Annotated in this window: 28 protein-coding genes, 3 tRNA genes and 3 pseudogenes; 23 read left to right on the top strand and 11 right to left on the bottom strand. The window is 36.1% G+C overall.

Going from position 1 to position 26,564, the window contains the following annotated elements; genetic code table 11:
- Positions 1-34: 34 nt before the first annotated feature.
- The 5 genes from ACQH3L_RS03895 to ACQH3L_RS03875 all read left to right on the top strand — a co-directional run bounded on the left by ACQH3L_RS03895 (position 35) and on the right by ACQH3L_RS03875 (position 4,442).
- Complete coding sequence (locus ACQH3L_RS03895) at positions 35-850, top strand: hypothetical protein (protein ID WP_022626257.1); 816 nt, start codon at positions 35-37, stop codon at positions 848-850.
- Between the two features lie 394 nt (positions 851-1,244).
- Positions 1,245-2,408 carry a multidrug effflux MFS transporter gene (locus tag ACQH3L_RS03890; protein WP_425385014.1) on the top strand — a complete coding sequence of 388 codons (1,164 nt, stop codon included), beginning with the start codon at positions 1,245-1,247 and terminating at the stop codon, positions 2,406-2,408.
- A 133-nt stretch (positions 2,409-2,541) separates the two neighbouring features.
- Positions 2,542-2,907: an ankyrin repeat domain-containing protein gene (locus ACQH3L_RS03885; protein ID WP_425384628.1), complete on the top strand. Its 366-nt coding sequence runs from the start codon at positions 2,542-2,544 to the stop codon at positions 2,905-2,907.
- An 11-nt stretch (positions 2,908-2,918) separates the two neighbouring features.
- Positions 2,919-4,232 (top strand): ankyrin repeat domain-containing protein, encoded by a 1,314-nt coding sequence (locus tag ACQH3L_RS03880; protein ID WP_425384627.1) that lies wholly within the window; start codon positions 2,919-2,921, stop codon positions 4,230-4,232.
- Between the two features lie 36 nt (positions 4,233-4,268).
- Positions 4,269-4,442: a hypothetical protein gene (locus ACQH3L_RS03875; protein WP_425384626.1), complete on the top strand. Its 174-nt coding sequence runs from the start codon at positions 4,269-4,271 to the stop codon at positions 4,440-4,442.
- Between the two features lie 260 nt (positions 4,443-4,702).
- Here ACQH3L_RS03875 and tkt read toward each other — a convergent pair whose 3' ends face one another.
- A complete protein-coding gene (gene tkt, locus ACQH3L_RS03870; RefSeq protein WP_425384625.1) occupies positions 4,703-6,775 on the bottom strand; it encodes a transketolase in 2,073 nt (690 codons plus the stop codon).
- A gap of 113 nt (positions 6,776-6,888) precedes the next feature.
- On the opposite strand from tkt, the gene rpsD reads away from it, so the two are divergent.
- The 8 genes from rpsD (at position 6,889) to ACQH3L_RS03830 (ending at position 11,697) form a co-directional block, all read left to right on the top strand.
- On the top strand, positions 6,889-7,503 hold the full coding sequence (gene rpsD / locus ACQH3L_RS03865; protein ID WP_010962555.1) for a 30S ribosomal protein S4: 615 nt from the start codon (positions 6,889-6,891) through the stop codon (positions 7,501-7,503).
- 9 nt (positions 7,504-7,512) lie between these two features.
- Positions 7,513-7,599: transfer RNA gene (locus ACQH3L_RS03860), tRNA-Leu, on the top strand.
- Positions 7,600-7,629: 30 nt separating this feature from the next.
- Positions 7,630-7,830, top strand: coding sequence for a Fe-S cluster assembly protein IscX (gene iscX, locus ACQH3L_RS03855; RefSeq protein ID WP_010962556.1), 201 nt, complete (start codon positions 7,630-7,632; stop codon positions 7,828-7,830).
- Positions 7,831-8,265: 435 nt separating this feature from the next.
- Positions 8,266-8,607: a DciA family protein gene (locus tag ACQH3L_RS03850; RefSeq protein ID WP_425384624.1), complete on the top strand. Its 342-nt coding sequence runs from the start codon at positions 8,266-8,268 to the stop codon at positions 8,605-8,607.
- A 37-nt stretch (positions 8,608-8,644) separates the two neighbouring features.
- Positions 8,645-8,959, top strand: coding sequence for a 50S ribosomal protein L28 (gene rpmB / locus ACQH3L_RS03845; protein WP_006279619.1), 315 nt, complete (start codon positions 8,645-8,647; stop codon positions 8,957-8,959).
- Positions 8,952-9,815 carry a lipoyl synthase gene (gene lipA / locus ACQH3L_RS03840; RefSeq protein ID WP_010082514.1) on the top strand — a complete coding sequence of 288 codons (864 nt, stop codon included), beginning with the start codon at positions 8,952-8,954 and terminating at the stop codon, positions 9,813-9,815. The genes rpmB and lipA overlap by 8 nt, the downstream gene beginning before the upstream one ends.
- A 53-nt stretch (positions 9,816-9,868) precedes the next feature.
- Positions 9,869-10,585, top strand: a complete 717-nt coding sequence (gene ubiE, locus ACQH3L_RS03835) for a bifunctional demethylmenaquinone methyltransferase/2-methoxy-6-polyprenyl-1,4-benzoquinol methylase UbiE (RefSeq protein ID WP_010962557.1) — start codon at positions 9,869-9,871, stop codon at positions 10,583-10,585.
- On the top strand, positions 10,582-11,697 hold the full coding sequence (locus ACQH3L_RS03830) for an FtsW/RodA/SpoVE family cell cycle protein (protein WP_010962558.1): 1,116 nt from the start codon (positions 10,582-10,584) through the stop codon (positions 11,695-11,697). Before ubiE ends, ACQH3L_RS03830 begins: the two co-directional genes overlap by 4 nt.
- 370 nt (positions 11,698-12,067) lie before the next feature.
- On the opposite strand, the gene ACQH3L_RS03825 is transcribed toward ACQH3L_RS03830, so the two are convergent.
- The 7 genes and pseudogenes from ACQH3L_RS03825 to ACQH3L_RS03795 all read right to left on the bottom strand — a co-directional run bounded on the left by ACQH3L_RS03825 (position 12,068) and on the right by ACQH3L_RS03795 (position 18,011).
- Complete coding sequence (locus tag ACQH3L_RS03825; RefSeq protein WP_010962559.1) at positions 12,068-12,808, bottom strand: Rpn family recombination-promoting nuclease/putative transposase; 741 nt, start codon at positions 12,806-12,808, stop codon at positions 12,068-12,070.
- Positions 12,805-14,352, bottom strand: coding sequence for a group II intron reverse transcriptase/maturase (gene ltrA, locus ACQH3L_RS03820; RefSeq protein WP_006280223.1), 1,548 nt, complete (start codon positions 14,350-14,352; stop codon positions 12,805-12,807). Before ltrA ends, ACQH3L_RS03825 begins: the two co-directional genes overlap by 4 nt.
- 37 nt (positions 14,353-14,389) lie before the next feature.
- Positions 14,390-14,533: a hypothetical protein gene (locus tag ACQH3L_RS03815; RefSeq protein WP_173862902.1), complete on the bottom strand. Its 144-nt coding sequence runs from the start codon at positions 14,531-14,533 to the stop codon at positions 14,390-14,392.
- Positions 14,534-14,971: 438 nt separating this feature from the next.
- Positions 14,972-15,217 (bottom strand): annotated as a pseudogene (locus ACQH3L_RS03810) (PD-(D/E)XK nuclease family transposase); the annotation flags it as partial.
- 307 nt (positions 15,218-15,524) lie between these two features.
- Entirely contained in the window at positions 15,525-17,345 is a 1,821-nt protein-coding gene (gene glmS / locus ACQH3L_RS03805; RefSeq protein ID WP_425385013.1) for a glutamine--fructose-6-phosphate transaminase (isomerizing), read from the bottom strand.
- Between the two features lie 80 nt (positions 17,346-17,425).
- Positions 17,426-17,797: a preprotein translocase subunit YajC gene (gene yajC, locus ACQH3L_RS03800; protein WP_010081840.1), complete on the bottom strand. Its 372-nt coding sequence runs from the start codon at positions 17,795-17,797 to the stop codon at positions 17,426-17,428.
- A 137-nt stretch (positions 17,798-17,934) separates the two neighbouring features.
- Positions 17,935-18,011: transfer RNA gene (locus tag ACQH3L_RS03795), tRNA-Asp, on the bottom strand.
- A 191-nt stretch (positions 18,012-18,202) separates the two neighbouring features.
- Between ACQH3L_RS03795 and rpsB the strand changes: the two genes are divergently transcribed.
- Genes rpsB through ACQH3L_RS03760 form a run of 7 tightly spaced genes read left to right on the top strand, consistent with a single transcriptional unit; the run spans position 18,203 to position 22,798 of the window.
- Positions 18,203-19,021, top strand: a complete 819-nt coding sequence (gene rpsB / locus ACQH3L_RS03790) for a 30S ribosomal protein S2 (protein ID WP_425384623.1) — start codon at positions 18,203-18,205, stop codon at positions 19,019-19,021.
- Between the two features lie 10 nt (positions 19,022-19,031).
- Positions 19,032-19,892, top strand: a complete 861-nt coding sequence (tsf, locus tag ACQH3L_RS03785) for a translation elongation factor Ts (RefSeq protein WP_070356839.1) — start codon at positions 19,032-19,034, stop codon at positions 19,890-19,892.
- 16 nt (positions 19,893-19,908) lie between these two features.
- Positions 19,909-20,646 (top strand): UMP kinase, encoded by a 738-nt coding sequence (gene pyrH / locus ACQH3L_RS03780; protein WP_425385012.1) that lies wholly within the window; start codon positions 19,909-19,911, stop codon positions 20,644-20,646.
- A gap of 7 nt (positions 20,647-20,653) precedes the next feature.
- The gene (frr, locus tag ACQH3L_RS03775) at positions 20,654-21,211 is read left to right on the top strand and encodes a ribosome recycling factor (protein WP_010962658.1); all 558 of its coding nucleotides are present in this window, start codon (positions 20,654-20,656) and stop codon (positions 21,209-21,211) included.
- Positions 21,212-21,216: 5 nt separating this feature from the next.
- The gene (locus ACQH3L_RS03770; RefSeq protein ID WP_010962657.1) at positions 21,217-21,480 is read left to right on the top strand and encodes a hypothetical protein; all 264 of its coding nucleotides are present in this window, start codon (positions 21,217-21,219) and stop codon (positions 21,478-21,480) included.
- A 6-nt stretch (positions 21,481-21,486) separates the two neighbouring features.
- Entirely contained in the window at positions 21,487-22,182 is a 696-nt protein-coding gene (gene uppS / locus ACQH3L_RS03765) for a polyprenyl diphosphate synthase (RefSeq protein WP_425384622.1), read from the top strand.
- Entirely contained in the window at positions 22,172-22,798 is a 627-nt protein-coding gene (locus tag ACQH3L_RS03760; RefSeq protein ID WP_010082212.1) for a phosphatidate cytidylyltransferase, read from the top strand. The genes uppS and ACQH3L_RS03760 overlap by 11 nt, the downstream gene beginning before the upstream one ends.
- 16 nt (positions 22,799-22,814) lie before the next feature.
- Here the strand turns inward: ACQH3L_RS03760 and ACQH3L_RS03755 are convergent, their stop codons facing one another.
- Both ACQH3L_RS03755 and coaD read right to left on the bottom strand, forming a co-directional pair.
- A complete protein-coding gene (locus ACQH3L_RS03755; RefSeq protein WP_006279326.1) occupies positions 22,815-23,006 on the bottom strand; it encodes a zinc-finger domain-containing protein in 192 nt (63 codons plus the stop codon).
- 68 nt (positions 23,007-23,074) lie between these two features.
- The gene (gene coaD, locus ACQH3L_RS03750; RefSeq protein ID WP_006279325.1) at positions 23,075-23,581 is read right to left on the bottom strand and encodes a pantetheine-phosphate adenylyltransferase; all 507 of its coding nucleotides are present in this window, start codon (positions 23,579-23,581) and stop codon (positions 23,075-23,077) included.
- A 79-nt stretch (positions 23,582-23,660) separates the two neighbouring features.
- On the opposite strand from coaD, the gene ACQH3L_RS03745 reads away from it, so the two are divergent.
- From ACQH3L_RS03745 to ACQH3L_RS03735, 3 genes and pseudogenes are all read left to right on the top strand, one after another.
- Positions 23,661-23,733, top strand: a tRNA-Phe gene (locus tag ACQH3L_RS03745).
- A gap of 218 nt (positions 23,734-23,951) precedes the next feature.
- Positions 23,952-24,815 (top strand): gamma-glutamyl-gamma-aminobutyrate hydrolase family protein, encoded by an 864-nt coding sequence (locus tag ACQH3L_RS03740; RefSeq protein WP_022626263.1) that lies wholly within the window; start codon positions 23,952-23,954, stop codon positions 24,813-24,815.
- A gap of 221 nt (positions 24,816-25,036) precedes the next feature.
- Positions 25,037-25,415: pseudogene (locus ACQH3L_RS03735) on the top strand (IS4-like element ISWosp8 family transposase); the annotation flags it as partial.
- 46 nt (positions 25,416-25,461) lie between these two features.
- Here ACQH3L_RS03735 and ACQH3L_RS03730 read toward each other — a convergent pair.
- A pseudogene (locus ACQH3L_RS03730) lies at positions 25,462-26,547 on the bottom strand (IS3 family transposase).
- Positions 26,548-26,564: the final 17 nt, after the last annotated feature.

The following is a 26,564-nucleotide window of genomic DNA, read 5'->3' as shown; positions in this document are numbered from 1 at the left end:
ATTAATATACAGGTATTAATGGTAGAGATATAACATGTCAAAGGAAATGGTCAATGCGTTGAAAGCTGAAGTGAAGAAGCTCAAATATGCTGATTTCAAAGCTAACACTTGGGACGAAGTAATTTCTGGTGAGGGAACATATAAGGATCTTAATAGAACACACGGCCTTGCTATTAACGGACAAAAAATAACTAACGAATTTATTAACAATCTGTATTCAAAACATAAAAATCTAATTCTACGGGATGAAAACGGAAAAGGGAATTATCGTCCATTTCTCAGACAAATTTTTACAGAAATGTTTAAACACGTTGGTGCAACAATTCCCAATAACTCTATTATTGAGGAGTTAATAAATAACTATTATCAGGGCGGATATACTCATTTTCTTCCTAATGATATGAGTCAAGCTCTTGGATCTTTTCATTTGTCAACGCAAAGCAACTGTATGACAAGAGAGTATATTATGGATTGTCGTGAACCCAATTGTATAAAGCTTAGTTTTAGCATGAAATATACAAAAATGCTTAACTATGATGATTGTACATATATCGAAACACCAGGTTTTTGCAGTTCAGCGGAGTTTAAACTGAAATGTGAAGATAAAAATGTAACATATGAAGATGGTAAAGTACTTCTTACCATTCCTAAAGAGCTAAAAAACTACAAAGTAAGTGGTAAGAATTTGTTTGATGTTATTGTTGAATATTTTCAGAAGCTTTGCGAAAAATTGGGCTTTAAATTTGAGACAAAAGTGGAACATAGCCTTGGTGAACCACTAAAGGTAGTAAGTGAGGCAAATGCATCTTCTGTTGAAGACTTAAAGCTTAAAGTGAATAATCAAAGGTAAGATATTGAAATTCGTGCTTTTCATGATTTTAGCTTAAGATTTCAGTGTCAAAGCACATAACTGTACGAACATTGTGATTTGAATCCACTAGGAGGGTGTCATCTAAGTAGCCTCCTTCTCCTGTCATCCCAGTGCCATGACTACTTGGATCCAGAAACTTAATTGCAAGTAAGTAAACTGCTTTGATGAAATTGTATAATGGAAACTAGATCCAAGTAGTCATGGCACTGCCCTACTGGATAGAGCCTTCACAGGCTTTTTCTTGAATAGCTACTCTTAATTTCAGTAGTTAATTTAATATACTAATGAAAAAAATACATTATAATTAAGTATATTTAATCCAGTAAATCATTAAGTGAAAACAGCTCTTTCGCAAAATATCATCTCTCTTATTATGATATTGTCTGTAGCAATTGTCGATATGGCAACTGACCTATACTCAGTTGCACTACCAAGCATTGCCAATTATTTTAAAGTAGAAGGCAGTGTAGTGCAGCTTACAATTAGCTTAAATCTAGTTGGATTTGCGGTATCTGGCTTAATTTATGGTCCATTATCGGACCATTATGGTAGGCGTCCAATGATGCTGATTGGTATGACAATTTTTACTTTGGCAAGTGTCATGTGTTATATAGCCGACAGTATTATGCTCTTGATACTAATTCGCTTCATACAAGGGGCAGGAGCTGGTGTTGCAGGTGTTGTTGGGTATGCAGCAATAAGGGATATGTACTCGGGTAGTGAATACTCGAGAGTAATTTCAAAATTAAATATGGTTGTGGCACTCTCACCTGGAATAGCTCCAGTGGTGGGCAGTTATATAATTTCACATGGGTATCATTGGAAATTTTTGTTTTTTATGATGTCACTCGCGGCAATTGCTATACTTATTTTTATCTACTTTAAGTTACAAGAAACACTCACTGTAAATAAAAATGAAACCAGTATAACTAACATAACTACTAATATCTTCAAGCAATATATATCAATATTTAGAAATTATCGTTTCCTTGGGTTTTCAGCCATTCATGGATTAACTTTCATGTGGCTTTGGGCATACATTGCTAACTACCCGTTCATATTTGAATCGATGGGCATTGAAGTACAGTATTTTGGCTACCTCATATCGATCATAGTCATATTCTACATAATTGGAACTTTAATTAATAGAAGGTATGTACCAAAAGTAGGGGTTAGCAAAATGCTAATAATAGGTTTGGTGTTACCGATAATATCCGATAGTTTATTGGTATATTTTTATTTCGCGGACAAGTTGAATATATTCATTCTTCAAACTGCTTGGATTCCAGCCAATATCGGACTTGCATTAATAATAAGCAATAACGTAACTTCTGCTTTAGAAACGATCAAAGGTATAGGGCTTGGTAGTGCAGTCCTCTCATTCTGCAATATGATGTTTGGGGCTATTGGAATATATATAGTAGGAAAATTTTTTCGCTATGGTATTTTACCAAATTTACTATTAACAATAGCATGCTCTACAATTGCGATTCTTATGTACAGCCAGCTCAAATGTACTGAAAAACACAGGGAATAACCATTATTTGCGTGATCCAGAGCTCATGGGTTATTAATGACTTTATCATGATAATATAATTTTACAGGGGGTGAGAGCTCATAGATTATTAACGACTTTATCATAACAATATAGTTTTACAAAGAGGTGTAGGATGAGTAGTTCACAAAGTAGAGATAATTTTTTTAAGGCTGTTGAAAGAGGTGATATTGATGCAGTAAACCGTCTAATAAGTGAAGGAGCAGATGTTAAGGTAGAAAATGATAAAGGAGAGACTCCTTTACATATTGCTGCTGTATGGGGCCATAAAGAGGTAGTAGAAGCCCTATTGGGAAAAGATGGAATCAATGTTAATTTACCAAATAACAAGAAAGATACTCCTTTACATTCTGTTCTTAAAAAGGACAACATAGATATAAATGTATTGAACGCTCTACTGGGAGCAGAAGGAATCAACGTTAATGCACAAGATGAATATGGCGAAACTCCTTTACATTTGGTCCTTAAAAGGGCAATATAGACATAAATGTATTGAACGCTCTACTGGGAGCAAAAGAAATCGATGTTAATGCACAAGATGGAGATAGGGCTCCTTTACATTTGGCTGCTGAAAAGGGCCATAAAGATGTAGTAGACGCCCTACTGCAAGTAAAAGGGATCAATGTTAATGCAACAGATTGGTCGAAAAGGACTCCTTTACATATTGCTGCTGTATGGGGCCATAAAGAGGTAGTAGAAGCCCTACTGCAAGTAAAAGGAATCGATGTTAATGCAACAAATCAGCAGAAAGAGACTCCTCTACATTGGGCTGCTGAAAAGGGCCATAAAGAGGTAGTAGAAGCTCTATTGGACAAAGGGGCAAATGTTGATGCAGAAGATGAAAATGGAGACACTCCTTTAGATTTAGCCACTACTCAAGACATACGAACTCTATTACAAAACACAGATGAATTACTTAAGGCTGCTGGAAGAGGTGATATCGATACAGTAAACGATCTAATAAATCAAGGAGCAAGTGTTAATGCAACAGATCAAGATGGAAAGACTCCTCTACATTGTGCTGCTAAAAATAGCCATGAAGAGGTAGTAGAAGCCCTATTGGGAAAAGATGGAATCGATGTTAATTTAGCAGATAAGAATAAAGATACTCCTTTACATTCTGTTCTTAAAAAGGGCAACATAGATATAAATGTATTGAACGCTCTACTTAGAAAAGAGGGAATTGATGTTAATTTAGCAGATAAGAATAAAGATACTCCTTTACATTCTGTTCTTAAAAAGGACAACATAGATATAAATGTATTGAACGCTCTACTGGGAGCAAAAGAAATCAATGTTAATGCACAAGATAAAGATGACAGGACTCCTTTGCATTTGGCTGCTAAAAAGGACAACATAGATATAAATGTATTGAACGCTCTACTGGGAGCAGAAGGAATCGATGTTAATATAAAAGATAAACTTGCAGAACAGACTCCTTTACATTGGGCCGTTGTAAAGGGCCATAAAGAGGCAGTAGAAGCCCTATTGGGAAAAGATGGAATCGATGTTAATATAGAAGATAAACATGGAAACACTCCTTTCAAATTAGCCACTGATGAAGGAATAAAAACTCTATTGCAACCCGCAGAAAAATCTGATGATGGTTCAGCGGGTGGATCATCGACAGATAGTGAAGGGGGGCAAGAGGAAGAAAAACGAGTAGGTGATGATACTGAACTACAATCAGATAATAGCAAAGAAGGGGAAAAAACCAGCACCACCAGTGCAGAACAAGGAACTGATGTACAAGACAACGATGTAGGTCCTGTTGCTTCCACAGAACCTGCACAAACAGAAGAATAGCCGAGCTCTTTTTTTGGTAGTTTGTTTAGTATACTTATGAAGCCTTTTTCATTAATTGCATCATTTTTTGGTGGTTTTTTTTCATGGTTGTTTGGGTCTGACGAAGAAAAGTCTGACACACAACCTTATGATGATTCTTCTTCACCTGGGGTCGATCAATCAGTTGAACAAAATAATGGTGATCATAATGACCAGAGCAATGTGATTTGATAGTGATCTTCTACCGGAAAAGGTGTCATCCCAGTGCTTGACACTGGGATCCAGGAAACTTAATTGCAAGTAATGCATTGGGTTTGGTGAGTATGGGTTTTGCGGTATAGAATGAAGCACTTTTGGTGAATTTGTAAAGAAAACTAGATGCCAGTGTCAAGTGCTGGAATGACATCATCTTGGATGGAAATAACGTCACGTAAACGTCACGTACTGGGATGACAAAGAAGAGTGGGCTTTCATATGGTTATGCAAGAAGTCTACTGAATGTAAACCAGTTTCTCACACACACATTTTACCACATGATCTGCGCTGATATTAAAATGCTCATAGAGTGTTTTATAAGGTGCTGATTCTCCGAAGCTTTTCATGCCAATAAATATACCGTTTGAACCTATATATTTATGCCAACCCATTTCACTTCCGGCTTCAATTGCAACTTTAATGCTGTCATTATTTAATATTGCCGCTTTATATTCATCGCTTTGCTCGTCAAAAAGCCTCCAGCATGGCATAGAAACAATCCTTGTACCTATACCCTTTTCCTGCAATTTCTCCCTTGCTTCAACTGCAATTTCAACCTCGGACCCCGTAGCAAATATCGTCACTTTTAATTCTTTTGAACATTCACACAAAATATATGCACCAAACTTCGATAAATTAGCAGATTGATCGATATCAGAGTAGAACTTGCGCATGTAACTTACGTTTTGCCTTGAGAGCGCAAACAGTGCTGGAGATTCTTTCTTTTCGAGTGCAATGCTAACACACTCCAGAGTTTCAACTGCATCGGCTGGCCTAAAAACATATAGATTTGGTATAGCACGCAAAGAGGCTAAATGCTCTATTGGCTGATGAGTCGGGCCATCTTCTCCCACTCCAATTGAGTCGTGAGTCATGACATACATAACCTGCTGCTTCATCAGAGCTGAAAGACGTATAGCAGGACGACAATAGTCGGAAAATACCAAAAAAGTGCCGCCATAAGGAAGAATCGCGCCGTGAAGTGCCATACCATTCATACATGCTGCCATAGCGTGCTCTCTCACTCCATAGTGGACATAAGAGCCACTATAATTATTGCTATTTATTACCTGCATGTGCTCATATTTAGTGCAATTTGACCCGGTAAGATCAGCAGAACCGCCGATTAATTCCGGCATAGACTCAGTTAAAAGTTCCATTACTCTGCCGAAAGAAGATCGAGTAGCTTCGTTTGGCATTAGCTCACATATTTGTTTCTTCAGGTCAGCTAAAACACCAGCGGTATTATCTGGTAGATGTTTATCTAACCGTCTTTGAAGTTCTGCATGATACCCTGTCATCCCAGCATTCTCTTCTGTCATCCCAGTACTCTCTCTTGTCATCCCAGTGCTTGACACTGGGATCCATTCTTTTTCTTCTTTCCTGGATTCCAGCGTCACGCGCTGGAATGACATCGTGTAGTTTTGTTTTGCTCTCTCAACAGTTTTCTTCCAGGCATTTTTCACATCTTCTGGTACATGGAATGGTTCATAATTCCAGTTTAATTTCTCTCTCATCTGTTTTATGTCTTCCTCCGAAAAAGCACCACTGTGAGCAGAGGATGTGCCAGCACGGCTTGAAAATTTTCCGATAATAGTTTTGCAGCAGATCATTGTAGGTTTATCAGACTTTTTTGCTTGCTCTATTGCAAGGGATATGACATCAAAATCATGGCCATCAATTTTGTCAACATTCCATCCATACGCTAAGAAGCGTTTCTCTACATCGTCAGAACAGGAAAGGCAAGTAGCGCCATCTATAGAAATATCATTATCATCAAAAAGAGCTATAAGCTTATTCAATTTAAGATGCCCAGCAAGTGATGCTGCTTCATGGCTTATTCCTTCCATAAGACAGCCATCCCCTAGCATCACATAAGTGTAGTGATTGATTCTAAACTGCTTTTCAAGTATCGATTCAGCAAGTGCCATGCCAACAGCAGCGGCAAACCCCTGACCGAGCGGGCCTGTTGTTGCCTCTACCCCGGAAGTCAAGCCGAACTCTGGATGACCTGGGGTCTTGGATCCCATTTGTCTGAAGTTTTTTAGCTCATCTACGCTAATATAACCTGTCAAATATAATATTGAGTATAGTAACATTGACCCATGACCGTTTGATAAAACAAAGCGATCTCTATTGAACCATTTAGAATCATCAGGATTATGATTCAGATATTTAGCAAACAAAACAGTTGCAACATCTGCCATGCCAAGTGGCATACCTGGGTGTCCAGAGTTTGCTTTTTGTACTGCATCAATTGATAAAAAACGGATGGCGTTTGCCATAGATTTTAAATGTGAATGATTCATGTGTTAATAGAAAAACTTAAAAATGAAGTATAAAAGATTATACCAGCAAAAACAAGTTGACACTGAGTGCTAAAATCCTTAATAATCTAAAGTTAAATCGTGAGAGTTTTTATATGACAACTGTTATCACTAGAAAGTATAGGATTAGCCGTAGACTTGGTGTAAATTTATGGGGTAGAGCTAAAGACCCAGTAAACAAAAGGAAATACCCTCCAGGTCAACATGGTATTCTTGGATTCAAGAAGTTATCCGACTTTGGTAAGCAGTTTGCTGCGCATAAGAAATTTAAGTTTTACTATGCGATTTCAAGTAAGCAGCTCAGACGTACATTTTTAGATGCTTATAACAGAAAGGGTTATACGGCTGATAATTTTATCGGTATCTTAGAATCGAGATTAAGTTCTGTTTTATACCACTCTGGTCTTGTTCCAACAATTTACTCAGCAAAGCAGCTCATATCTCACAAGCACGTTACAGTTAATGATAAGGTGGTTAACATATCGAGTTATCGAGTGAAGCCAGGTGATATAATAAAAATAAGAGAAAGGGCAGCAAAAATCCCTGTAGTAGTAGAGGCTGAACAAAAACAAGAGCGCAAGGCTCCGGATTATTTAGAAGCAGATAGTAAAGAGCATTCAGTGAAGTATTTGAGGTCACCTCAATATTCTGAGGTTCCTTATTCAGCAGACATGGAAGTCAATTTAGTAGTAGAGTTTTACTCTAGATAGATAAAAAAAGCCCGTGTGGCGGAATCGGTAGACGCAGCGGACTTAAAATCCGTGGGTTTTGCGACCTTGGGAGTTCAAGTCTCCCCATGGGCACCAATTTAACTTAGCAGATAAATACAAAAAAGTATGAAATGGCTTGATATAGAAGATATTGTAGAAGCTCTGGAAGAAAAATTTCCAGATGAGAATATAATTAGTATTAGATTCACTGAGCTTAAAAAAAAGGTATTGAGTTTAGAGGAATTTGATGATGATGAAAAACGCTGTAACGAAAAAATACTCGAAGCTATTCAAGCAGCTTGGATTGAGGAAAGATTAACTGCATAGCAATAAACCATACGCAAACGTGATTTCTATTGCAATTTGCATATTGATTATGCTATTTTTTGGATCTAGCCTGGCAAGTTAATAATAATTTAACCAATTACAATTAAAACAGCTATAAGGTTAATTATGAGGCAAAACAAAAATTTTTGAATGGAACGATCTTGACAAGTGCTACGTTGAGATAAGTTTTGCATAAAAATACTGCTTTTGCGGTGTGAGGCCAGAGGGTAGAGTCTTTGTAAAGCAGTCATCTAAGTAGCGTGACCAGAGCTAGATTCCGCGAACACGCCGCGGAATGACGACTATGCAATATGCGTTGCGGAGTGACGATTATGGTCATACCGTCACGGTATCTCACAAACATGTAGCAGTAATGACAAAATCTCAAGTTATATGTATACTTTTATATTATCTACTTACTAAAAAAACAGAAAAATGCTCAAACGTAGCGGTCCAAAAAAATTAAAGTCTATAATTCAAAACTATGCATTAAAATGCATGAAAAATAAGATTAGTAAAAATGAAATACGTCTTATTTTAAACTGGCGAAATATAGTAGGGAAAGAAATAGCAGAGTGTACAAAACCGAAAAAGATCTCATATGCACAGAATATAAATTCGGGTGTGTTGCATCTGGTAGTAACAAATGGCAGCAAAGCATTGGAAATTCAGCATATGATTTCTCTTATAATAGAAAAAATTACGATATTTTTTGGTTATAAAGCAGTATATGGTATAAAAATTAAGCAAGAGAGTATTGACTATTTGACTATATAAGGTAATCTAAGTACATAGAATAATTTGGTATATTGAAGTGAGTAGAGTTTGTGAATTAACAAATAGAAAAAAATCTTTTGGTAATAAGGTATCACATTCGAATCGTAAAACAAAGCGTACCTTTCTTTTAAATTTACATAAGGTTACGTTGACAAGTGATATATTGAATAAAAAGTTTAGATTTCGTGTGGCAACAAGAACTTTGAGAACTATAGATTACAAAGGTGATTTAGATGCTTTTTTGCTCAACACAAGAACGATTAAACTAAGTGAGAAAGCGCAGAAGATAAAAAGAAGGTTGAAAAAAGTTTTAGTAAAGCAAGAGGTAGAGTTAGCAGTTTCAGATGCATAGCAAACCTCAATGGCTCAGAGCAAAAGCTCCGACCGGTGAAGTATTCAATGAGACCTTAAACATCGTTAAACTGCATAACTTGCATACAGTGTGCGAAGAGGCTGCATGTCCAAACATTGGTGAATGTTGGAATAAACGTCATGCTACTGTGATGATTCTCGGTTCTGTTTGCACTCGTGCTTGTGCATTTTGCAACGTTGCAACTGGCATTCCTGATAAACTAGATCCTCATGAACCAGAAAATTTAGCAAAAGCAATAAAAAAGTTAAACTTAAAACATGTTGTCATTACTTCCGTTGATCGTGATGATTTGCCAGATGGTGGCGCAAATCAGTTTATACAGTGCATAGAAGAAATTAGAAAGATAACTTCAGAAACAACAATAGAGATTTTAACTCCTGATTTTTTAAATAAGAAAGGAGCATTTGAAGCAATCGCTGTTGCATCACCTGATGTCTATAACCACAATATTGAAACAGTGCCGAGATTGTATGCAAAAATAAGACCACGAGCTCGCTATTTTCATTCACTATATTTGTTGAAGATGGTAAAGCAGATTAATCCTAAAGTTTTCACAAAGTCAGGGCTTATGGTTGGTCTTGGAGAAACAAAAGAGGAAATACTTCAGGTTATGGACGATTTGCGCAGTGCTGAGGTTGATTTTATTACAATTGGTCAATATCTACAACCAACTCCAAAACATGCAAAACTTGATAGGTATGTTACCCCAGAAGAGTTTGAGCATTATAAATACATTGCTTACTCCAAAGGTTTCTTAGTGGTTGCATCAAGCCCACTAACTCGGTCATCATACCACGCTGAAGAAGATTTTAACAGGCTCAAGGCCTGTCGTTGACATTTGTGTTAATTCAAATTAATTTTTACTAATTATAAAGGAGTTTTTACGTAATGTCTACTATAAAAATCGAGAAGAAATCACAATTAGTTAAAGAGGTATTCGATTCCGTGGCAAGTCGCTACGACACCATGAATGATATAATGAGCCTCGGAATGCACAGATTATGGAAAGATAAGATGGTAAATAGTGTGCATTTTACAAAAAACTCTAAGGTTTTAGATGTTGCTGGAGGAACTGGAGATATAGCAATAAGAGTAGTAAGAAAAGAGCCAAGTGCTAAGGTTACAGTATGCGATATAAATCAAAACATGCTAAACAGAGGACGTGATAAAGCTATAAATTCAAACCAAATTAATTTTGATTGGGTATGTGCAAGTGCAGAAAGTTTACCATTTGAAGACTCCGAATTTGATTATTGCACAATAGCTTTTGGCATTCGAAATGTTTCTGACCGCAAGAAGGCTTTAAATGAGGCGCACAGGGTATTAAAACCACATGGGAAATTTATCTGCTTAGAATTTGCCCCTATGCACTATCAAAATGAGATATTTACCAAACTTTATGACTTATATTCATTTAAAGTAATTCCTAAAATTGGCAGCATAGTTGCTAAAGACAAGAGTTCTTATGAATATTTAGTGAGGAGCATTAGAGAGTTTCCAACTCAGGCTGATTTTAAAATGGAAATTGAAGAGGTAGGCTTTAAGAATGTTGAGTTTCATAATATGAGCTATGGAATAGTGGCATTACACATTGGAACAAAATGAATATTAAACTCTGGTATAGAACGCTGGATTATTATCTCATCCTTCCAGTGTTTTTTTTGCTCACTATAAGCTTCATTCTCGTTTATTCAGCAAGCCCTGTAATTGCGCAGCGTCTTTCTCTACCACAGGATTATTTTATACGGCGCCATACAATTTATATAGTCCTGTCACTAATTACCTTGGTGACATTTTCTTTTCTCAACACAAGAACTATACTTAACCTCTCATTCGCAGGTTTCGCTTTATTTACTATTCTAGTAGCAACTGCGATAATACTTGGTATAGAGGTAAAAGGTGCGAAACGATGGTTACATATTGTCAAAATTTCTGTTCAACCATCTGAGTTCGTAAGGCCATTTTTTTCTGTTGTTATAGCTAGTATCTTGGCCAGCGAAATGAAGTTTAAAATACACATATCAATCATAATATTTCTGTTAGTTTTTGTGTTGTTACTTTTGCAACCTGATTTCAGTATGTCTATGCTTTTAACATATTCTTTTATCGGTCAAATGTTTATTGCATGTATACCATTTTTATACTTTCTATGCATAATAGGAATGGCCACAACTGGAACTACAATAGCTTACTTATGCCTCCCACATATAAAGCAAAGGATTTACAATTTTGTCTTTTTTACGCAGCGCGATAACTTTCAAGTCACAAAATCATTAGAAGCATTCAAAAGAGGTCAATTAACTGGAGTTGGACCTGGTGAAGGTAGCGTAAAAGCCTCTCTTCCTGATTGTCATACAGATTTTGTGTTTTCTGTTTTAGCAGAAGAATTTGGTTTGATTACGTGCTTAGCCACATTGATGTTATTTGGCATCATTTCCGCCCGCTTGCTTTACATTGCATATAGGGAAAATGAATTATTTAATCTGTTGGTGATTCTCGGTATCTCAATGCAATTCATCACACAATTCATAATAAACATAGGGGTAACATTGAGTGTTTTTCCTACCACCGGCATAACCCTGCCGTTACTTAGCTATGGTGGTTCTTCTCTTTTATCTTCGAGCATCGCACTTGGCATAATGCTGTCTTTCAGTAGAAACCAAGCTATCGCATTAAAGTTTCGTGAGCGTGTTATGCTTGGAAGGTATATGGACTAAACTTGTACCGCTCACAACTATTATTGGTATCCCTCCAAAATGGGTATCTGTTCAGATGAGTGGCAAAATAAGGTAGACGAGAAAAGCAACTATAGGAACAAATGGGTGTCATGCAAGTAGCTGACACTGGTATCCAGTCCTTTTGCACAGTTCCATCAAAAACGTTGTAAAGCGCTTTCGTGTTTACCAACTTAGTGCCCAATCTGGATCCCAGACTGGGATGACAAAAAAAGGAGCACTGGAATTTTTGTTTCAGCATTAGCCATGCATCTGAACAGATACCAGAAAATATTCCACTGACATGCTGAACAACAAATACATCACTATGTCGTTTATCGCAAAAACTTATATTTTTCGTAACCATTCACACTTAATTCTGCAATTCTTTGATCTCACTCATAGAAAGACCAGTAGTTTGAGCTATAATATTAAAAGAAACACCTGCTTTAAGTAGATTCTTTGCGACTTCAATTTCCCTCTCTTTTCTACCTTCCTCTTTAGCAAGATCAAGTCTGTATTCAAGAATGGCTTCTTCTTTGCGCAGATCCATTATTCTTTCTTCATAAGTTATTAGATCTTTTTCATTCCAGTGAAACTTATCTAATTCATCATATGCTAGCTTTATTATTGGTGATTTTTCCGCAATTTTTCTGAGATCTTCGTCCGTTGTTTCATCTGCATATTTGAAAAAAAATAGCCAACGGTCTACTACACTTTCTAGTTGTTCTTCTCTACTCTTAGGAAATTTTGGCAGCTCTATGAAGATAAATTGAAAATCTTTTAAGTCATGCTCATTGGTTTTTTCATCTCTTATGGTATGGCTAGATATATAGTCAAGCTTATCAGGGAATAAGGTACAATTTGAAATCGCGATAAAGAAAATCTTCTTTAAATCAACGTATTTACCAGATTTATCAGCTTGTCTTGAGTAAGCCTTAGCAGCATAAAGTTGTGCGCGTTTTTCAAAGCCTTTAGTTTTGGCAACTTGGTTAGGTAAGGAAGTAGTATTGCTACTACTCCCTCCCTTAGAAACGCAGCATGCAGGTTTCCCCACACTACGCTTGAGCCCCTTATCTAAGTCCTTCTTTTCTCGAACCGGCTTGTCCTTCATGATTCCTCAGAAAACATCATTCTTAATGGTGACACCAACAGTAGAGAACCTTCTCTTGAGAAAGAGCTTGCTAACATTTTTGTTTGTTTCACTCTTTCATCAAAATACTTTTTCCATTTTAAGTCAAGTGGATTTGCATCCGCCCTGATTTTAACATGTCGTCTGATAGGTATATCAATCAACCTAAGCAGTCTTAAATACCTTATCTCTTTCGGTTTGTTCTTGCATATGGGTGCAGCAAAGACCCATTGGCGTTGTTTCATTACCTTGAAGTAACGATTCTTTATCCAACGTAATCCTTTACGAGGATGTCTTTTCTTTGCCCATTTCCATAGAGCACACATAATTTCATGGTCTATTTTGTTAAAAGCTCTTTTCGCACACACATGGCTGTAGTAATTTCCCCATCCCCTTAATAGGGAATTGAGCAACTTGATTAGTACGGCCTGAGTGTTCGCTATGTTTGCCTTTATCAATGTACGTGCTTTATTAAGAAGTTTCTTAATACTTTCTTTTGAAGGTTTTATAATTAACTTCTTATTATACCTGCGTACATTACAACCAAGAAAGTCAAACCCTGTTGTAATAGATGTAATTTTTGTTTTCTCTTCGGAAAGGATAAGACCTCTCTCCTGAAGAAAGGACGATACTAGAGGTTTTACTTCATTTTCCAGTACTTCACGTGTGATTCCTGAAATGATAAAGTCATCTGCGTACCTGATTACATTTACTCCACTTCTGATTTTGCTTCTTCTTTTACTGCCAAGTTTACCAAATTGACTTTCCAATGATTTTTCAAGTCCATTTAGGGCTAGATTTGCTAGTATTGGAGAGATGATACTACCTTGTGGGGTACCTGCAGTTGTGGAATACAGAGTTTTTGATTCTAGGAAGCCAGCTTTTAACCAGCTATGAAGAATTTTCTTCTCCATAGGAATATGCTTCATGAGCCATTCATGGTTAATGTTATCAAAACACCCTTTAATATCACCTTCGAGTATCCATTGTAGTTGGTTACGGCTTGCCAGTAACAAGTGACAAGCCACAGTAGCGTCTGCGCAGGATCTTTTTGGTCTAAAACCATAAGAGTGACGATCACTGATCGTTTCAGCTATCGGTTCCAAAGCAAACAAGTATAATGCTTGCATGGCTCTATCTTTTATCGTAGGGATTCCAAGAGGTCTTCTTTTGCCATTAGACTTACTGATGTATATCCGTTTTAGCGGAGAAGGTTTGTATCCTCTTTGTTTTAATAGCTTTATTCCTTGAAATTTTGTGTTGCAAGTTGACCATATTTGACGATCTACACCTGCTGTGTTTTTTCCTTGGTTTTCAGTTACTCTCTTAACCGCCAAAGCTTTGCCGCTAAAAGAGCGTGTGAGAAGGTGTTGTAAAGTTTTCACCTTACCCCATCTGCCTTGTTGGACAGCCTTAACAATACGCCTCTGTAGCCTCATAACAACTTTTTGGCATTTCTTCCAGGGTAACTGGTTCCATGCTTCGGAGTTATTGGTAGGTGCACTTACAGTTGTACTTGTAATCATCTGCTTTCCTACCTTAAGTGGTTAACAAAGTTTCTTGTCATGAGGGACCAAATGGAAGTCTGCTCGTTTTCACGCGAATTAATGTTACAAATTCTATCCATTTCGTTACAAAATGGCATTCGCTTTCTCCATTATCCTTTACCTGCACATCCATCAGCATTCCTTGCGGGTTGCCTGCCATATAGGCGAAAATACAGGCTTATCCTGTTCCTTTTGTCATACAATAGTGGGTTAGGTGGCTTCTCTATACCGGTGATTTGCGTACATCCAGAAATGAAAAATGTCACATTACCTTTTGGTCGGAGCTTATCAGCATCTTTAGCTCTTTAATCGTTACGATACTTATGAAGCTTCACTTACGTTCACCATACCACTAAGCCTAGCCCTCCAACCACATGATGCTTGTAGTTTATGCTTTCTCTCACGATTGAGCATCTTCTTTATCAAGAGGAGGTTCATTGTCCGCGTCGCTCGGCACCAACTGGTTACCCAATTCGCACTGATGCGTAGACTCAGATGGCAAAACATCTGGTTCAATAAGCTTTAGAATCCTTTCAGTTTCTTTCTGAATGAATTCCTCTCCTTTTAAACAATATGACCGAAGGCTTTCAGGTCGCACCATCTCAATTATATACCTGTTCCCACTAGAGTCCCTGCAAAGAACATCAACTATACTTTGCTTATCAGAGGCAATTTCAGGATCCATTATAGTACTGAGGAATTCCACTTCTTGTATAGTATTTATCTCGGTAAACCCTAAAATATCATTCAAAAAATGTACGAGAATATTCTTATTTTTTTCAGTGCCAAATATTTTTTTGAAGGTTAAATCCAGCTTAGGGTCGAGAAACTTAGATAAAGCCATAGCCAAAGTGCTTAAAAATATTAATAATTATACACTATTATTAACAACTATTCAACCATATTTTTGAAGATAGCTATGCCGCCGCGAACCGTCATACCGCCGCGGTATCTCTAGATCCCGCTAACAAGCAGCGGGATGACGAATTACTTAACCGTCATACCACCGCGAACCTTCATACCGCCGCGGTATCTCGGCATAGATTCCGCTAACAAGTAGCGGAATGACGATTGTGTATCGTGTTTTGCTAAAAATCACAGAATGCAGTCTGGTCACCTTAATTAGAAGTTTAGCTTTAACTTTAAATGGACTACTCAACCGTGACAGACTTAGCTAAATTTCTTGGACAATCTGCATCTAACCCTTTTTTTGCTGCAGTAAAGTAAGCAAGGAATTGCATAGCAACACTGTAGATGATTGGAGAGATAAAATTATCAGTGTCTGGAAGTTGCACCACATCTGCGCAAACTCCCCTTAGGAATGGCGCTCCTTGTTTATCACTGAAGGCAATTACTTTGCCTTTTCTTGCAATAATCTCTTGTATATTAGATAGCGTTTTAAAGAATAAATCATCATAAGGGATAATTGCTATAACAAGCACAGTAGAGTCTATTAAAGCAATAGAACCATGCTTCATTTCTCCCGCTGCAATACCAGTTGTATTGATATATGAAAGCTCTTTTATTTTCAATGCGCCTTCCATTGCAACTCCGTATGAACTTCCTCTGCCGATTAAAATAACGTTATTGTGTTCTAATATACTGTCCGATATATGTTGTATTTTCATCACATTCAAAACGTGCTCAACATACTCGGGAATAGAGTTAATAGCGTTGCTTAGCTGTTTTACTCTCTCTCCACCCAGTACACCTTTTATTTTTCCAAGCTCCACGGCAAAGCATGCTAAAGTTGCAAGTTGCGCAGAAAAGGTTTTTGTTGAAGCAACACCAATTTCTGGCCCAGCAAGAGTATGTAACACAATATCTGAGATCTTTTCAATGCTGCTGCTAAATGTATTAGTTATACTAATGATTGTTTGCTTCTGTGATTTTGCATAACGCAGCGCTTCTATGGTATCTGCAGTTTCACCAGATTGAGAGATAAATAACCCAATGCTGCCTTCTTCCAGCTTGACGTTGCTATACCTAAATTCTGATGAGATTTCTAGATATACTCGAACTTGAGCGACATTTTCCAGCCAATACTTTGCTATTAGCCCAGCAAAATAAGATGACCCGCATCCAACTATAGTAATGTAACTCAGCTCAGAAAACAATTTTTTGTTAGCAAATATTACCTCTTTATATTGCTTGTAAAATTGATTTATTGTTTTGTTTAATGCACGCGGTTGCTCAAAAATCTCTTTTAACATGAAGCTAGGGTAACCATTTTTGCTAATTAGAAAATCACTTGGACTACTATTTTCTATACTGCGTTTAACTTGTGTACCATTGTTGTATATACTAACTCCACTAGATTTTATCACTGCAATGTCATCATCTTCCAAATGCGATATTCTTTCCACAAATGCACTTAAAGCATTAGAGTCAGATGCAGCAAACACTGTGTTACAGTTATAGCCTATTGCTAAAGGCAAATTTCTCTTCGCAACAAATAAGGCGTCTGGATATTCTGCAAATAATAAGACCAAGGCAAATGAGCCATGTAAGTTGTTTAAACACTTAAATAGAGAATCAATTGGCGACAATCCTTCATCAAGATATAAGGTTAGCATGTTTGGTATGATCTCTGTGTCAGTGTCAGTATGGAATGACATGCCCCTTTCTTCTAGACCCTTTTTTAGCAGATTGTAATTCTCAATTATGCCGTTATGAGCAACAACAACATTATTTGTACGAATGGGGTGAGCATTTTTAAGGCCTGGGACTCCATGTGTAGCCCAGCGAGTATGTGCTATACCAACTGTACTGTGAGACATCTTGCTGTCATCAACAACTTCACATAACCTTTCGACTTTACCTTCTGATTTTTTGACTTCTATCTTACCTTCGTTATTTATGATTGCTATACCTGAGGAATCATATCCCCTATATTCCAATTTTTGTAACCCAGTTAGTAAGGTTGGTATTACTGAATCACCGCTACTTACTACACCAAATATTCCGCACACAAATGGATCACCAAACAAACTTTTTTCTAAACATGTTAAGCATTTTTGCCTTTATTACTGGTTGATTTATATTCTTTTTATCATTCTTTCGATTTTACCTTTTTAATTGGTTTAGCTGCTACTTTTTGAGTTTCTTTGCTTAAAACCTCAGATATAGCGGACTTTAGAACTTTTATCTCAACTTTTGGTGCTATTTCTATTATAAATTGTGCATTTGCCTCATCAACTTTATTAACTTCACCTATTATTCCACCAGAAGTAATGACTGTATCACCACGTTTTATTTGATCTATCATCTTTCTATGTTCTTTTAGTTTTTTTTGTTGCGGGCGAATAATGAGAAAATAAAATACCACAAATATTAAAATCAGTGGAATAAAACTAGCAAAAGATGCGCCGATACTTGATGTATTGCTAGTTGCATCTGCTGCAAAAACTTCAGAAATGAGCATATTTAATCCTAATTGTTAATGATAAAAACAAACCTATTTAAGTATTAATTACAATACCATGCCATGTCAAGTTTGGTGAAGGCGTTTCTCAATACCGGCAATAATACTGCGAATTCTAAGTTATGCTAAAACTAATATGGCGGGAGTGATGAGACTTGAACTCACGACCTCATGCGTGACAGGCATGCGCTCTAACCAACTGAGCTACACCCCCCTAATTTCTTTTTAGCATTTTCGGGCTTCAACTTTAAAGCTAATAAACATGTTGCCCTTTGTCAATATTTTTTGTTTGCGCTTTGCTGTCTTTTCTATTACTATGTAAATAATTTAATTTCACACATGGCTTGTACAAGTAGTCCCATTAGGGTTATGCCATGGAAGATAAACTATTTGGAGGAATGATATATGACAAATTTGCCTAAAGTCACTGTGCGTGATTTAGCTGAATCTGGTGTACATTTTGGTCACAAAATTAGTCGCTGGAACGCAAAAATGGCTCCATACATATATGGAGTGCATCAAGAAAATCGTATACATATAATTGATTTGCGAAAAACACTACCATTGCTACAGGTGGCCATGAAGGCTTTATATGACGTTGCATTTCAAGGTGGTCGCATTCTATTTGTTGGTACAAAGTTTCAAGCTTTTGATATTATTGCAAGTGAAGCGATTCGTTGTGGTCAATATTATGTGAATCATCGTTGGCTTGGTGGTATGCTTACTAATTGGGGCACTGTTTCTTCTTCGATAAAAACCTTGATGCAATATGAGAAAATATTAAATGACGAGGATAGCATTTTAACAAAGAAAGAATTGGGAAACATTGAAAAGAAAAAGCAAAAGCTTGATAAGGCGCTTGGCGGTATTAGAGAAATGGGAGCAATTCCTGATATCTTATTCATCATTGATACTAATAAAGAGCATATAGCGGTTAAGGAGGCTAAGAAGTTAGGAATTCCAATAGTTGCAATACTTGATACTAATTCTGATCCAGATGGTATTACTTATCTAATACCTGGAAATGATGACTCAAGAAAATCAATAGAGCTCTATTGTAAATTAGCTACCGACTCTATATTAGCTGGAATAGAGTCTAGTCTAGCAAAATCTGGAGTTAAGATTGATGATATAAGGGGTGATGAGTTTATTCAAGAAAAAGAAGATGGTATTGTGCAAACTAAAAGGAGACGTAGTAAAGTTTACAAAGAAGAAGAAAGGTAGGTAGTAACAAATGAAGATGAATCCAGATGATATAAGAGAATTACGTGATAGAACAGGGCTTGGCTTAAGTGACTGTAAAAAAGCATTAGAAGAATGTGATGGTGACATTAAGAAAGCCGTTGATAAGTTACGTACAATAGGTCTTGCTAAAGCTGACAAAAAATCTGATAGAGTAGCTTCAGATGGGCTCGTTGCTATGTGTTTGACTGAAAATTGTGGTGTATTGATTGAACTCAATTGCGAAACCGATTTTGTCGCAAGGAATGAGAAATTTATAGAGTTAGTTTTAAATTTAGCATCAATTGCTCATCAAGAACGCTGTACTAGCGTTGATGAGTTAAAAAATGCCAAGTATGAAAGCATTGGCACAGTGCAGGAAGCTATTATGAATGGTACGTCAGTTCTTGGTGAGAAGCTAGAGTTAAGCAAGCTTTGTTACTTAGAAGCTAAGGATGGAGTTATTGCTGGCTACGTACATGGTGATGTGTGTGGCTTAGGTAAGATTGGTGCTTTAATTGCATTGCAATCATCTGGTGATAAGGCGAAGCTACAAGAGATTGGGAAACAAATAGCTATGCATGTAGTTGCTATGAAGCCTGAAGCTTTGTCTATAGATGATTTAGATCAAATGAAGTTGAACAACGAACGTTCTATAATTGAAGAGCAAGTGAGGAGCTTAAATAAACCTGAAGAAGTAGCAAAAAAAATAGTAGATGGACGAATGGCTAAGTACTATGAAGAAGTTGTTTTACTGGAGCAAAAATTTATAAAGGATGATAAGATGAAGATTTCTGATTTTATAAAATCAAGCGAGTTGAGTGCTGTTAAACTCTCTAATTACAAGTTACTTGTTTTGGGTGATGCAGATTAAATAGCAAAAAATGTTTATTTCAACAAATGAAAAAAGCGAAATAAAATATTCCAGGGTGTTATTTAAAATCTCTGGTGAGGCTTTGATGGGATCAAAGCAATTTGGTCACGATATGGAGACTATAGGTGAGTTATCTAAAGGCATAGTTGAAGTTTGTAATCTTGGAGTTCAGGTATGTATTGTTGTTGGTGGTGGTAATATCTTTCGTGGCACATCTGCGTCTTTAAGTGGTTGTGAAAGAGCAAGCAGTGATTATATTGGAATGCTTGCAACTATAATCAATGCTTTAATTTTACAAAACTTTTTAGAAAAAAATTTAGTAGCTTCTAGGGTATTATCTGCAATACCCATGGCCACTGTATGCGAACCTTACATCAGAAGGAAAGCTATTCGTCATTTAGAAAAAGGTAGAGTGGTAATTTTTGCAGCAGGCACAGGCAACCTATTTTTTACTACAGATACAGCTGCAGCCTTACGTGCTGTTGAAATGAATTGTGATGTTATTCTAAAGGGTACGCAAGTAAATGGTGTATACTCCGCTGATCCGAAAAAAAATGAGGATGCTGTAATGTATGATAGGCTTTCTTACACGGATTTATTGACTCGTGATTTAAAAGTTATGGATGCATCAGCAATTTCACTTGCTCGTGAGAATTCTATTCCAATTATAGTTTTTTCTTTGAAGGGAGAAAAAATAGTCAATATTATTAAGGGTCAAGGTACTTATACTATAGTTTCAGATTGTAAACAGTAGGTAATTTATGTTAAATGAAATAAAAGCTAAAACAAAAGAAAGAATGCTAAAAACTATTCAGTCCTTTCATGATGATATTAAAGGCGTACGCACTGGTAGAGCTAGTGCATCTTTGCTTGATGGTATAGTTGTAAACATCTATGGTGGGCATCAAAAGTTAAATCAAGTTGCAGGCGTTTCGGTTATAGATAACAAAACCCTATCAATTAAAGTTTGGGACATTAGTGTTGTAGGTGAAGTGAAAAACGCTATATTAAATGCTAACCTGAATTTAAATCCTGTTGTCGAGGGTAGCACCATACGTATAGCTCTTCCGGACTTGACACAAGAAACCCGTGAAAAATTAGTGAAATTATTGCATCAGTTTGCTGAAAATGCACGGATTGCCATTAGAAATATACGTAGAGATATTATGGAAGAAACAGAAAAAATGAAGGAAAATAAAGAAATCTCAGAAGATGATTTTCATGGTGCTAAGAAGGAAATACAAAATATTACTGATGATAATATAAAAAAGATTGATGGTGAATTGTCCATCAAAGAAAAGGATATACTGAATCACTAAATGATATGGAGAAAGCTTACATAGCAAATGATGTCATTCCAGTGTTTGACACTGGAATCCAGTCTTTACTATACAACTATCTGATGCACTTGTTTGAAATCAAATTTCCTGGATCCCAGTGTCGGAGCACTGGGATGACACCAATTTTGCATTCAAGTATCAACTATTGGTGTCACTACAGTAACTCTCTTCCTGTCATGCAAGTAGCTGACACCTTCCAGGTGTCCATTGAAATCCAAAAAATTTCACTCAAGTCAAAATTAGGTTAAATTTAAATGTTGAATCAAGAATCTTTACCGAAACATTTAGCAATTATTATGGATGGTAATGGTAGATGGGCGAACAATCAAGGAAGGGTAAAAATTGATGGTTATAAAAAGGGCAGTGAAGTTGCATACGATATTGCCAAGTATTGTACGGACTTAACTATACCCTACTTAACTTTGTATGCATTCTCTATGGAGAATTGGCTTAGACCTAAAAACGAAACTGACTGTCTATTTGATTTATTTTACTCCGTTTTAACTAATGAAGATAAAGTCAATTTCATTTACAATTGTAACATTAAGTTGAATTTTATTGGCAATTTAAGTCTGTTACCCAGTAAAATATTGGATCAAATTAAAAAAGCAGAAGAAATGACACATAAGAACGATGGTTTATTACTCACTGTGGCAGTCAGTTACGGAGCAAAGCAAGAAATTACACAAGCTATAAGCAATATTATAAAAGATAATATTGCTTATGTATCAGAAGAGGAATTTGAAAAATTTCTGTATACTAAAGATTTGCCAAAATTGGATTTATTAATTCGCACTGGCGGCGAAAAAAGGTTAAGCAACTTTTTATTATGGCAAGCAGCTTATGCTGAATTGTATTTTTGTGATACTTTATGGCCTGATTTTTCTTGTCAAGATTTGAGTAAAGCATTAGAAGATTATACAAAAAGAGAGAAAAAATATGGTAGATAATAATTTTATAATTAGAATGTTGTCCTCAATAGTAATATTATTCATATTTTCCTTTGCTACATATTTCAGTGATTTATCGTTTTACCTATTGATTTTTTCGATAGCAGTTTTATCTTCTTTTGAATGGTATAATCTAACCCAGGGAAACAAAATTTTATACGTTTTTGCATTATTATTGATTGCACTACCAAGCGCCTCATTAATATATTTATATAATCTACCACAGGGAAAATACGCATTAGTATGGTTCGTCTTAACCATTTGGGGAATTGACGTTACTGCCTACCTGTTTGGCAAGAATTTTGGTGGAGCTAAAATTTGCCCAATTATTAGCCCTGGAAAAACTTGGGCAGGACTTCTTGGTGCGATTTTAGCTGGAGTAGTGTGCACAATTTTTGGATCAATATTTTTTGGTCTATTTTCAATTTTTTATTCTCCAATCATTGGCCTTGCAATTGCTATTCTAGCGCAACTTGGCGATTTCACTGAGTCGCTTGTTAAAAGAGCTTACGGTGTTAAAGATAGTGGAAATATGATACCTGGCCATGGGGGAGTGCTCGACCGTATGGACAGTTTCATTTTTACTGCCCCTCTTATTGCTATTTACATAAGCTAAGTCTGCAGAAGTGCCATTAGAGCTCATCCCTAGTCAGCTCCCCAACCGCTTCTACAGTGCAGTCATGGACAAACGTCTTTTCACAATAAGGGCAGGCTATTTCCTCTTCTTCTCCCATATCTAAATATATTAATGGATGGCCGGAACCCTCATCATTCTCATCACCATGACAACAAACTTTTCTATTATTAACCCTCACTTTTGACATGCTGCCCCTTTAGCTTATAACATTTTATATATTGAATATACCCATTCAGAAATAAAAAACAACAAGCACTATTCTCCATTTTTTATCCTATTCAGGTTAATCAATTCGTTTTGAACACCTTTTGATACAAATTTGCTAACATCTTCTCCTAATCTTGCTATTTCCTTTACAAAGCTTGATGAGATAAATTGAGTATCTTCAGAAGCAGGAAGAAATATGGTTTCGATTTCAGGAAGAAGTTTATAATTTACCCAGCTCATTTGAAACTCGTAATCAAAATCCGATACTGCTCTTAATCCCCTAATAATAACAGAAGCATTCTGCTCTTTGGCAAACTTCACTAGCAACCCATTAAAAGATATAACATCTGCATCAATTCCTAGCCCTTTGATTTCATTTTCAGCCATGCTTGTGCGTAGCTTTGTGTCAAAGGCAGTATGCTTATTAACGTTTTCTGCAACTCCTATTATTAATTTATCGACTAGTTTACACGCTCTTTTGATTATGTCAAGATGCCCAAAAGTTATAGGGTCAAATGTGCCAGGGTAGATTCCTATTTTGTCATTAATGTTCATCCTTTATTTTTATAAACTACTTTAAAAACTTTTGATAGACATAATAACATTTTTTATCTAAAAATAAAAGTATACAGTTGGCCTGATAGCTCAGTTGGTAGAGCAAAGGACTGAAAATCCTTGTGTCGCTGGTTCGATTCCTGCTCAGGCCACCTTCTCTTTCTTGGCAAACTTGCCTTTTTGTTATAAAATACTCTATATCGTAATATAAATATTAGGGAGGCAAGTCATAGTATATAAATATTATAATAAACTATTTAATATCTTATTAATTATAGTTCTATTATTAAGCAATATTACTTATGCTGGCGTTAGTGAAAAACCGGCATCTCAACATGTAACCAGAAAAGAAGAACCAGCGTCAACTGTCTTGACGGCAGAAAATACAGTAAATAATGACATAGTTGTTGGTTTGTTGAAAACGGAAGAAGCACATGAGCTTGGGCTATCTCAAAATATCTACGAGATGTTTAATAACTTTGGAGTTAAAACCGTACTCATTGACTACAATAAAATAATTAACTTAAAAGAAATCCAAGAAAAGTCGCTTATCTTTGCAAAACAAGATGAAACATTGGCAAAGAAGCTAACATTAGACCGAATAAAAGTTGAAGTTGCAAAGTTTGTTAAAGAGCACAAAATAAATAGAATATTTATTCCGGATAATTTACACTCAGCACCCACTCCTTGTCGCCAGCTTGTTACTGAAGCAATTGTAAAAATAGTGGATGATAACCCTGCAATTCATTTACTTGGCATATGTGAAGGCATAATGAATGCAAAGGGAATTGAAGTAGTGAGTGTTGTGAGTGATGAAGAGAAACGAAGATCTCATTTAAAATCAGCACCTAATCCACAGAAAGAGGATCTACCTCTCCAGCAGATAAAGATCGTTCCAAATAGTCGTTTAGCAGAAGTAGTAGCCAAATTCCTAATACCTAATGAAAATGGCTGGTTTTCAACATATTTTCCAGATGCTCATTCAGGAGCAGTAAGTAATACACCAGAAAATAGAAGAAAATTGGAGTCACTTGGATATAAAGTTGCAGCATTTTCCAGTGAGGGGGTAATAGAGGCTATTGAAGATAAGCATGGTAATGTTCACTTTCAAAGTCATCCAGAAGCCCTTGTTGTGAAGTCAGATAAAAACCTCTATTTATCAAATCACAAGGAACGTCAAGTGTCTACACTAGTTGCTATAGCGATTATGAATGATTTTCTTTATCGTGCTTAATGGCTATAGCTTTAGGCTTACCGACGATTTGATAAACGATAGATTTGTCATGTATCCGTTCAGGCAATGGCGTCAACTTAAGGAAAAATATCAGCGATAGTGTATAAAATTTCTCTCCAAATTTTTTATCATTAAATTATCCAAAGAGTGCAAGGGACAGCACTTTTGTTTCTATTTTATTGCAACAAAAAAGTTTAAAATGTGTCTTTTTTAGGTGAGGCATGCAAAAAGGAAAAGATCTTATCTTACAAATTAAAAATGCAATATACTCGAAAACTTTTCAGAAAATCCATTGTGTTGAGTTTTACACGAACAAGAAAACTTCCTTTTTCGACAGTATTTTCTATGATTTTAAAGTTAGTTAAAAAAAGTTTGGGAATAGAATGTGAACTTATGGAGCCATTGACATGTACCCTCAAAGCAAGCTTTTTCTAAAGCAAGGTATAAGATTTGCCATACAGGCTTTCAAGAATTTAAGCATCCAAACAGCCTATCAGGATGAACCTGAGTTGGAGAGGCTATAGACTTATTGCAGCAGATGGTTCTGGTATGAGATTACCCAGCTCTGGGGAAATTGTATCCGAGTTTGAACCAAATGGAAACTGACCTTACCCAGAAAAAGTGGAGAGAAAGTTTGGAATGTTTTTCACAAAGAGAATGATGAATCAAAATGCTCAGGAATGCAATAGTTAATAGTGACGTTGTTTGTTATAAAAAATTTCTATGTATTCAAATATTGCAGTTCTAGTTTGTTGAGCAGAGTGTTGTGAAGTATCAATAAGTATTTCTCTTTTCAATGAGCTAAAGAAGCTTTCCACAACAGAATTGTCGTAACAACAACCTTTATGACTCATCTATGTTTTTTATGGATAAGAGATATTGATAACCTTGCGAAGTATATTGTGAACCTTGATCACTATGTAATAGTAGATTTTTGGCAGGTTTACGCTTGTTAACGGCCATTAATAAAGAGTCCATAACCAATTGTTTATTTATTGAACTGCTCATTAACTACCATGCGTGAATATAGATCGATTATTGTTGCCAAATATAGCCATCCTTCTTTGGTTTTTATATAAGTAATCCCATACTTTATTTGGTTGATCGACAATAAAGTTTTGGTCTAATATATTGGGAGCTACTGTCCGTTTGTTGTTTCTTAATTTTAAATTTTCTTCTCAATATAGCCTGAATACCATTTTTCTGCATAATACTTTGCACTGTTTTTAAGTTGCAACTTTTACCCAAAGCCTTTAATTCAGCATGAATTTTAGGAGCTCCATATCTACATTTAGAAGCTTGATATATTTTTTGAATATCTGCTAATAACTCTTTATTTGCTGATTCTCTACTGCTTATTTTCCTTGTAGTCCACTTATAGTAGCCACTAGCAGAAAACCCTACATAATTCCTGCACTTTATAGTGTTTACTATGCTCTTTTATGAAAAAATATTTTACTCTTTTTGACTGGCCAGGGCTTTTTTTAAAATGTCTCTTTCTCTTGTTACTCTTGCTTTGTAAATCAAATCTCTCTTTGTCATAAGGTGCTACATCTGGAAATGCATTTGCCGCTGACTTTTTTTCGTTATATTTCTTCATCCATTTTCCTAATACACTATCCCTTATTCCTAGATCTCTTACTACTTTTGCAACTGGTTGACCTACCTTTCTTTGTTCATTTGCCAGCTTAACAGCTTCCAATTTGAATTCTGCCGTATATTCTCTTGCCATTTCTAATCCTCCAAAAT

This window comes from Wolbachia endosymbiont (group A) of Sturmia bella (genome assembly GCF_964030905.1).
GTDB lineage: Bacteria > Pseudomonadota > Alphaproteobacteria > Rickettsiales > Anaplasmataceae > Wolbachia > Wolbachia pipientis.
The sequence above is the reverse complement of the archived record's forward strand: the minus strand, read 5'-3'. Positions and strand labels throughout refer to the sequence as shown.

Coding starts and splice junctions, on each gene's coding strand:
- ACQH3L_RS03895 (WP_022626257.1), top strand. CDS start 35: ATGTCAAAGGAAATGGTCAATGCGTTGAAAGCTGAAGTGAAGAAGCTC.
- ACQH3L_RS03890 (WP_425385014.1), top strand. CDS start 1,245: ATGATATTGTCTGTAGCAATTGTCGATATGGCAACTGACCTATACTCA.
- ACQH3L_RS03885 (WP_425384628.1), top strand. CDS start 2,542: ATGAGTAGTTCACAAAGTAGAGATAATTTTTTTAAGGCTGTTGAAAGA.
- ACQH3L_RS03875 (WP_425384626.1), top strand. CDS start 4,269: ATGAAGCCTTTTTCATTAATTGCATCATTTTTTGGTGGTTTTTTTTCA.
- tkt (WP_425384625.1), bottom strand. CDS start 6,775: ATGAATCATTCACATTTAAAATCTATGGCAAACGCCATCCGTTTTTTA.
- rpsD (WP_010962555.1), top strand. CDS start 6,889: ATGACAACTGTTATCACTAGAAAGTATAGGATTAGCCGTAGACTTGGT.
- iscX (WP_010962556.1), top strand. CDS start 7,630: ATGAAATGGCTTGATATAGAAGATATTGTAGAAGCTCTGGAAGAAAAA.
- ACQH3L_RS03850 (WP_425384624.1), top strand. CDS start 8,266: ATGCTCAAACGTAGCGGTCCAAAAAAATTAAAGTCTATAATTCAAAAC.
- lipA (WP_010082514.1), top strand. CDS start 8,952: ATGCATAGCAAACCTCAATGGCTCAGAGCAAAAGCTCCGACCGGTGAA.
- ubiE (WP_010962557.1), top strand. CDS start 9,869: ATGTCTACTATAAAAATCGAGAAGAAATCACAATTAGTTAAAGAGGTA.
- ACQH3L_RS03830 (WP_010962558.1), top strand. CDS start 10,582: ATGAATATTAAACTCTGGTATAGAACGCTGGATTATTATCTCATCCTT.
- ACQH3L_RS03825 (WP_010962559.1), bottom strand. CDS start 12,808: ATGAAGGACAAGCCGGTTCGAGAAAAGAAGGACTTAGATAAGGGGCTC.
- ltrA (WP_006280223.1), bottom strand. CDS start 14,352: ATGATTACAAGTACAACTGTAAGTGCACCTACCAATAACTCCGAAGCA.
- ACQH3L_RS03815 (WP_173862902.1), bottom strand. CDS start 14,533: ATGGCAGGCAACCCGCAAGGAATGCTGATGGATGTGCAGGTAAAGGAT.
- yajC (WP_010081840.1), bottom strand. CDS start 17,797: ATGCTCATTTCTGAAGTTTTTGCAGCAGATGCAACTAGCAATACATCA.
- rpsB (WP_425384623.1), top strand. CDS start 18,203: ATGACAAATTTGCCTAAAGTCACTGTGCGTGATTTAGCTGAATCTGGT.
- tsf (WP_070356839.1), top strand. CDS start 19,032: ATGAAGATGAATCCAGATGATATAAGAGAATTACGTGATAGAACAGGG.
- frr (WP_010962658.1), top strand. CDS start 20,654: ATGTTAAATGAAATAAAAGCTAAAACAAAAGAAAGAATGCTAAAAACT.
- ACQH3L_RS03770 (WP_010962657.1), top strand. CDS start 21,217: ATGGAGAAAGCTTACATAGCAAATGATGTCATTCCAGTGTTTGACACT.
- uppS (WP_425384622.1), top strand. CDS start 21,487: ATGTTGAATCAAGAATCTTTACCGAAACATTTAGCAATTATTATGGAT.
- ACQH3L_RS03760 (WP_010082212.1), top strand. CDS start 22,172: ATGGTAGATAATAATTTTATAATTAGAATGTTGTCCTCAATAGTAATA.
- ACQH3L_RS03755 (WP_006279326.1), bottom strand. CDS start 23,006: ATGTCAAAAGTGAGGGTTAATAATAGAAAAGTTTGTTGTCATGGTGAT.
- coaD (WP_006279325.1), bottom strand. CDS start 23,581: ATGAACATTAATGACAAAATAGGAATCTACCCTGGCACATTTGACCCT.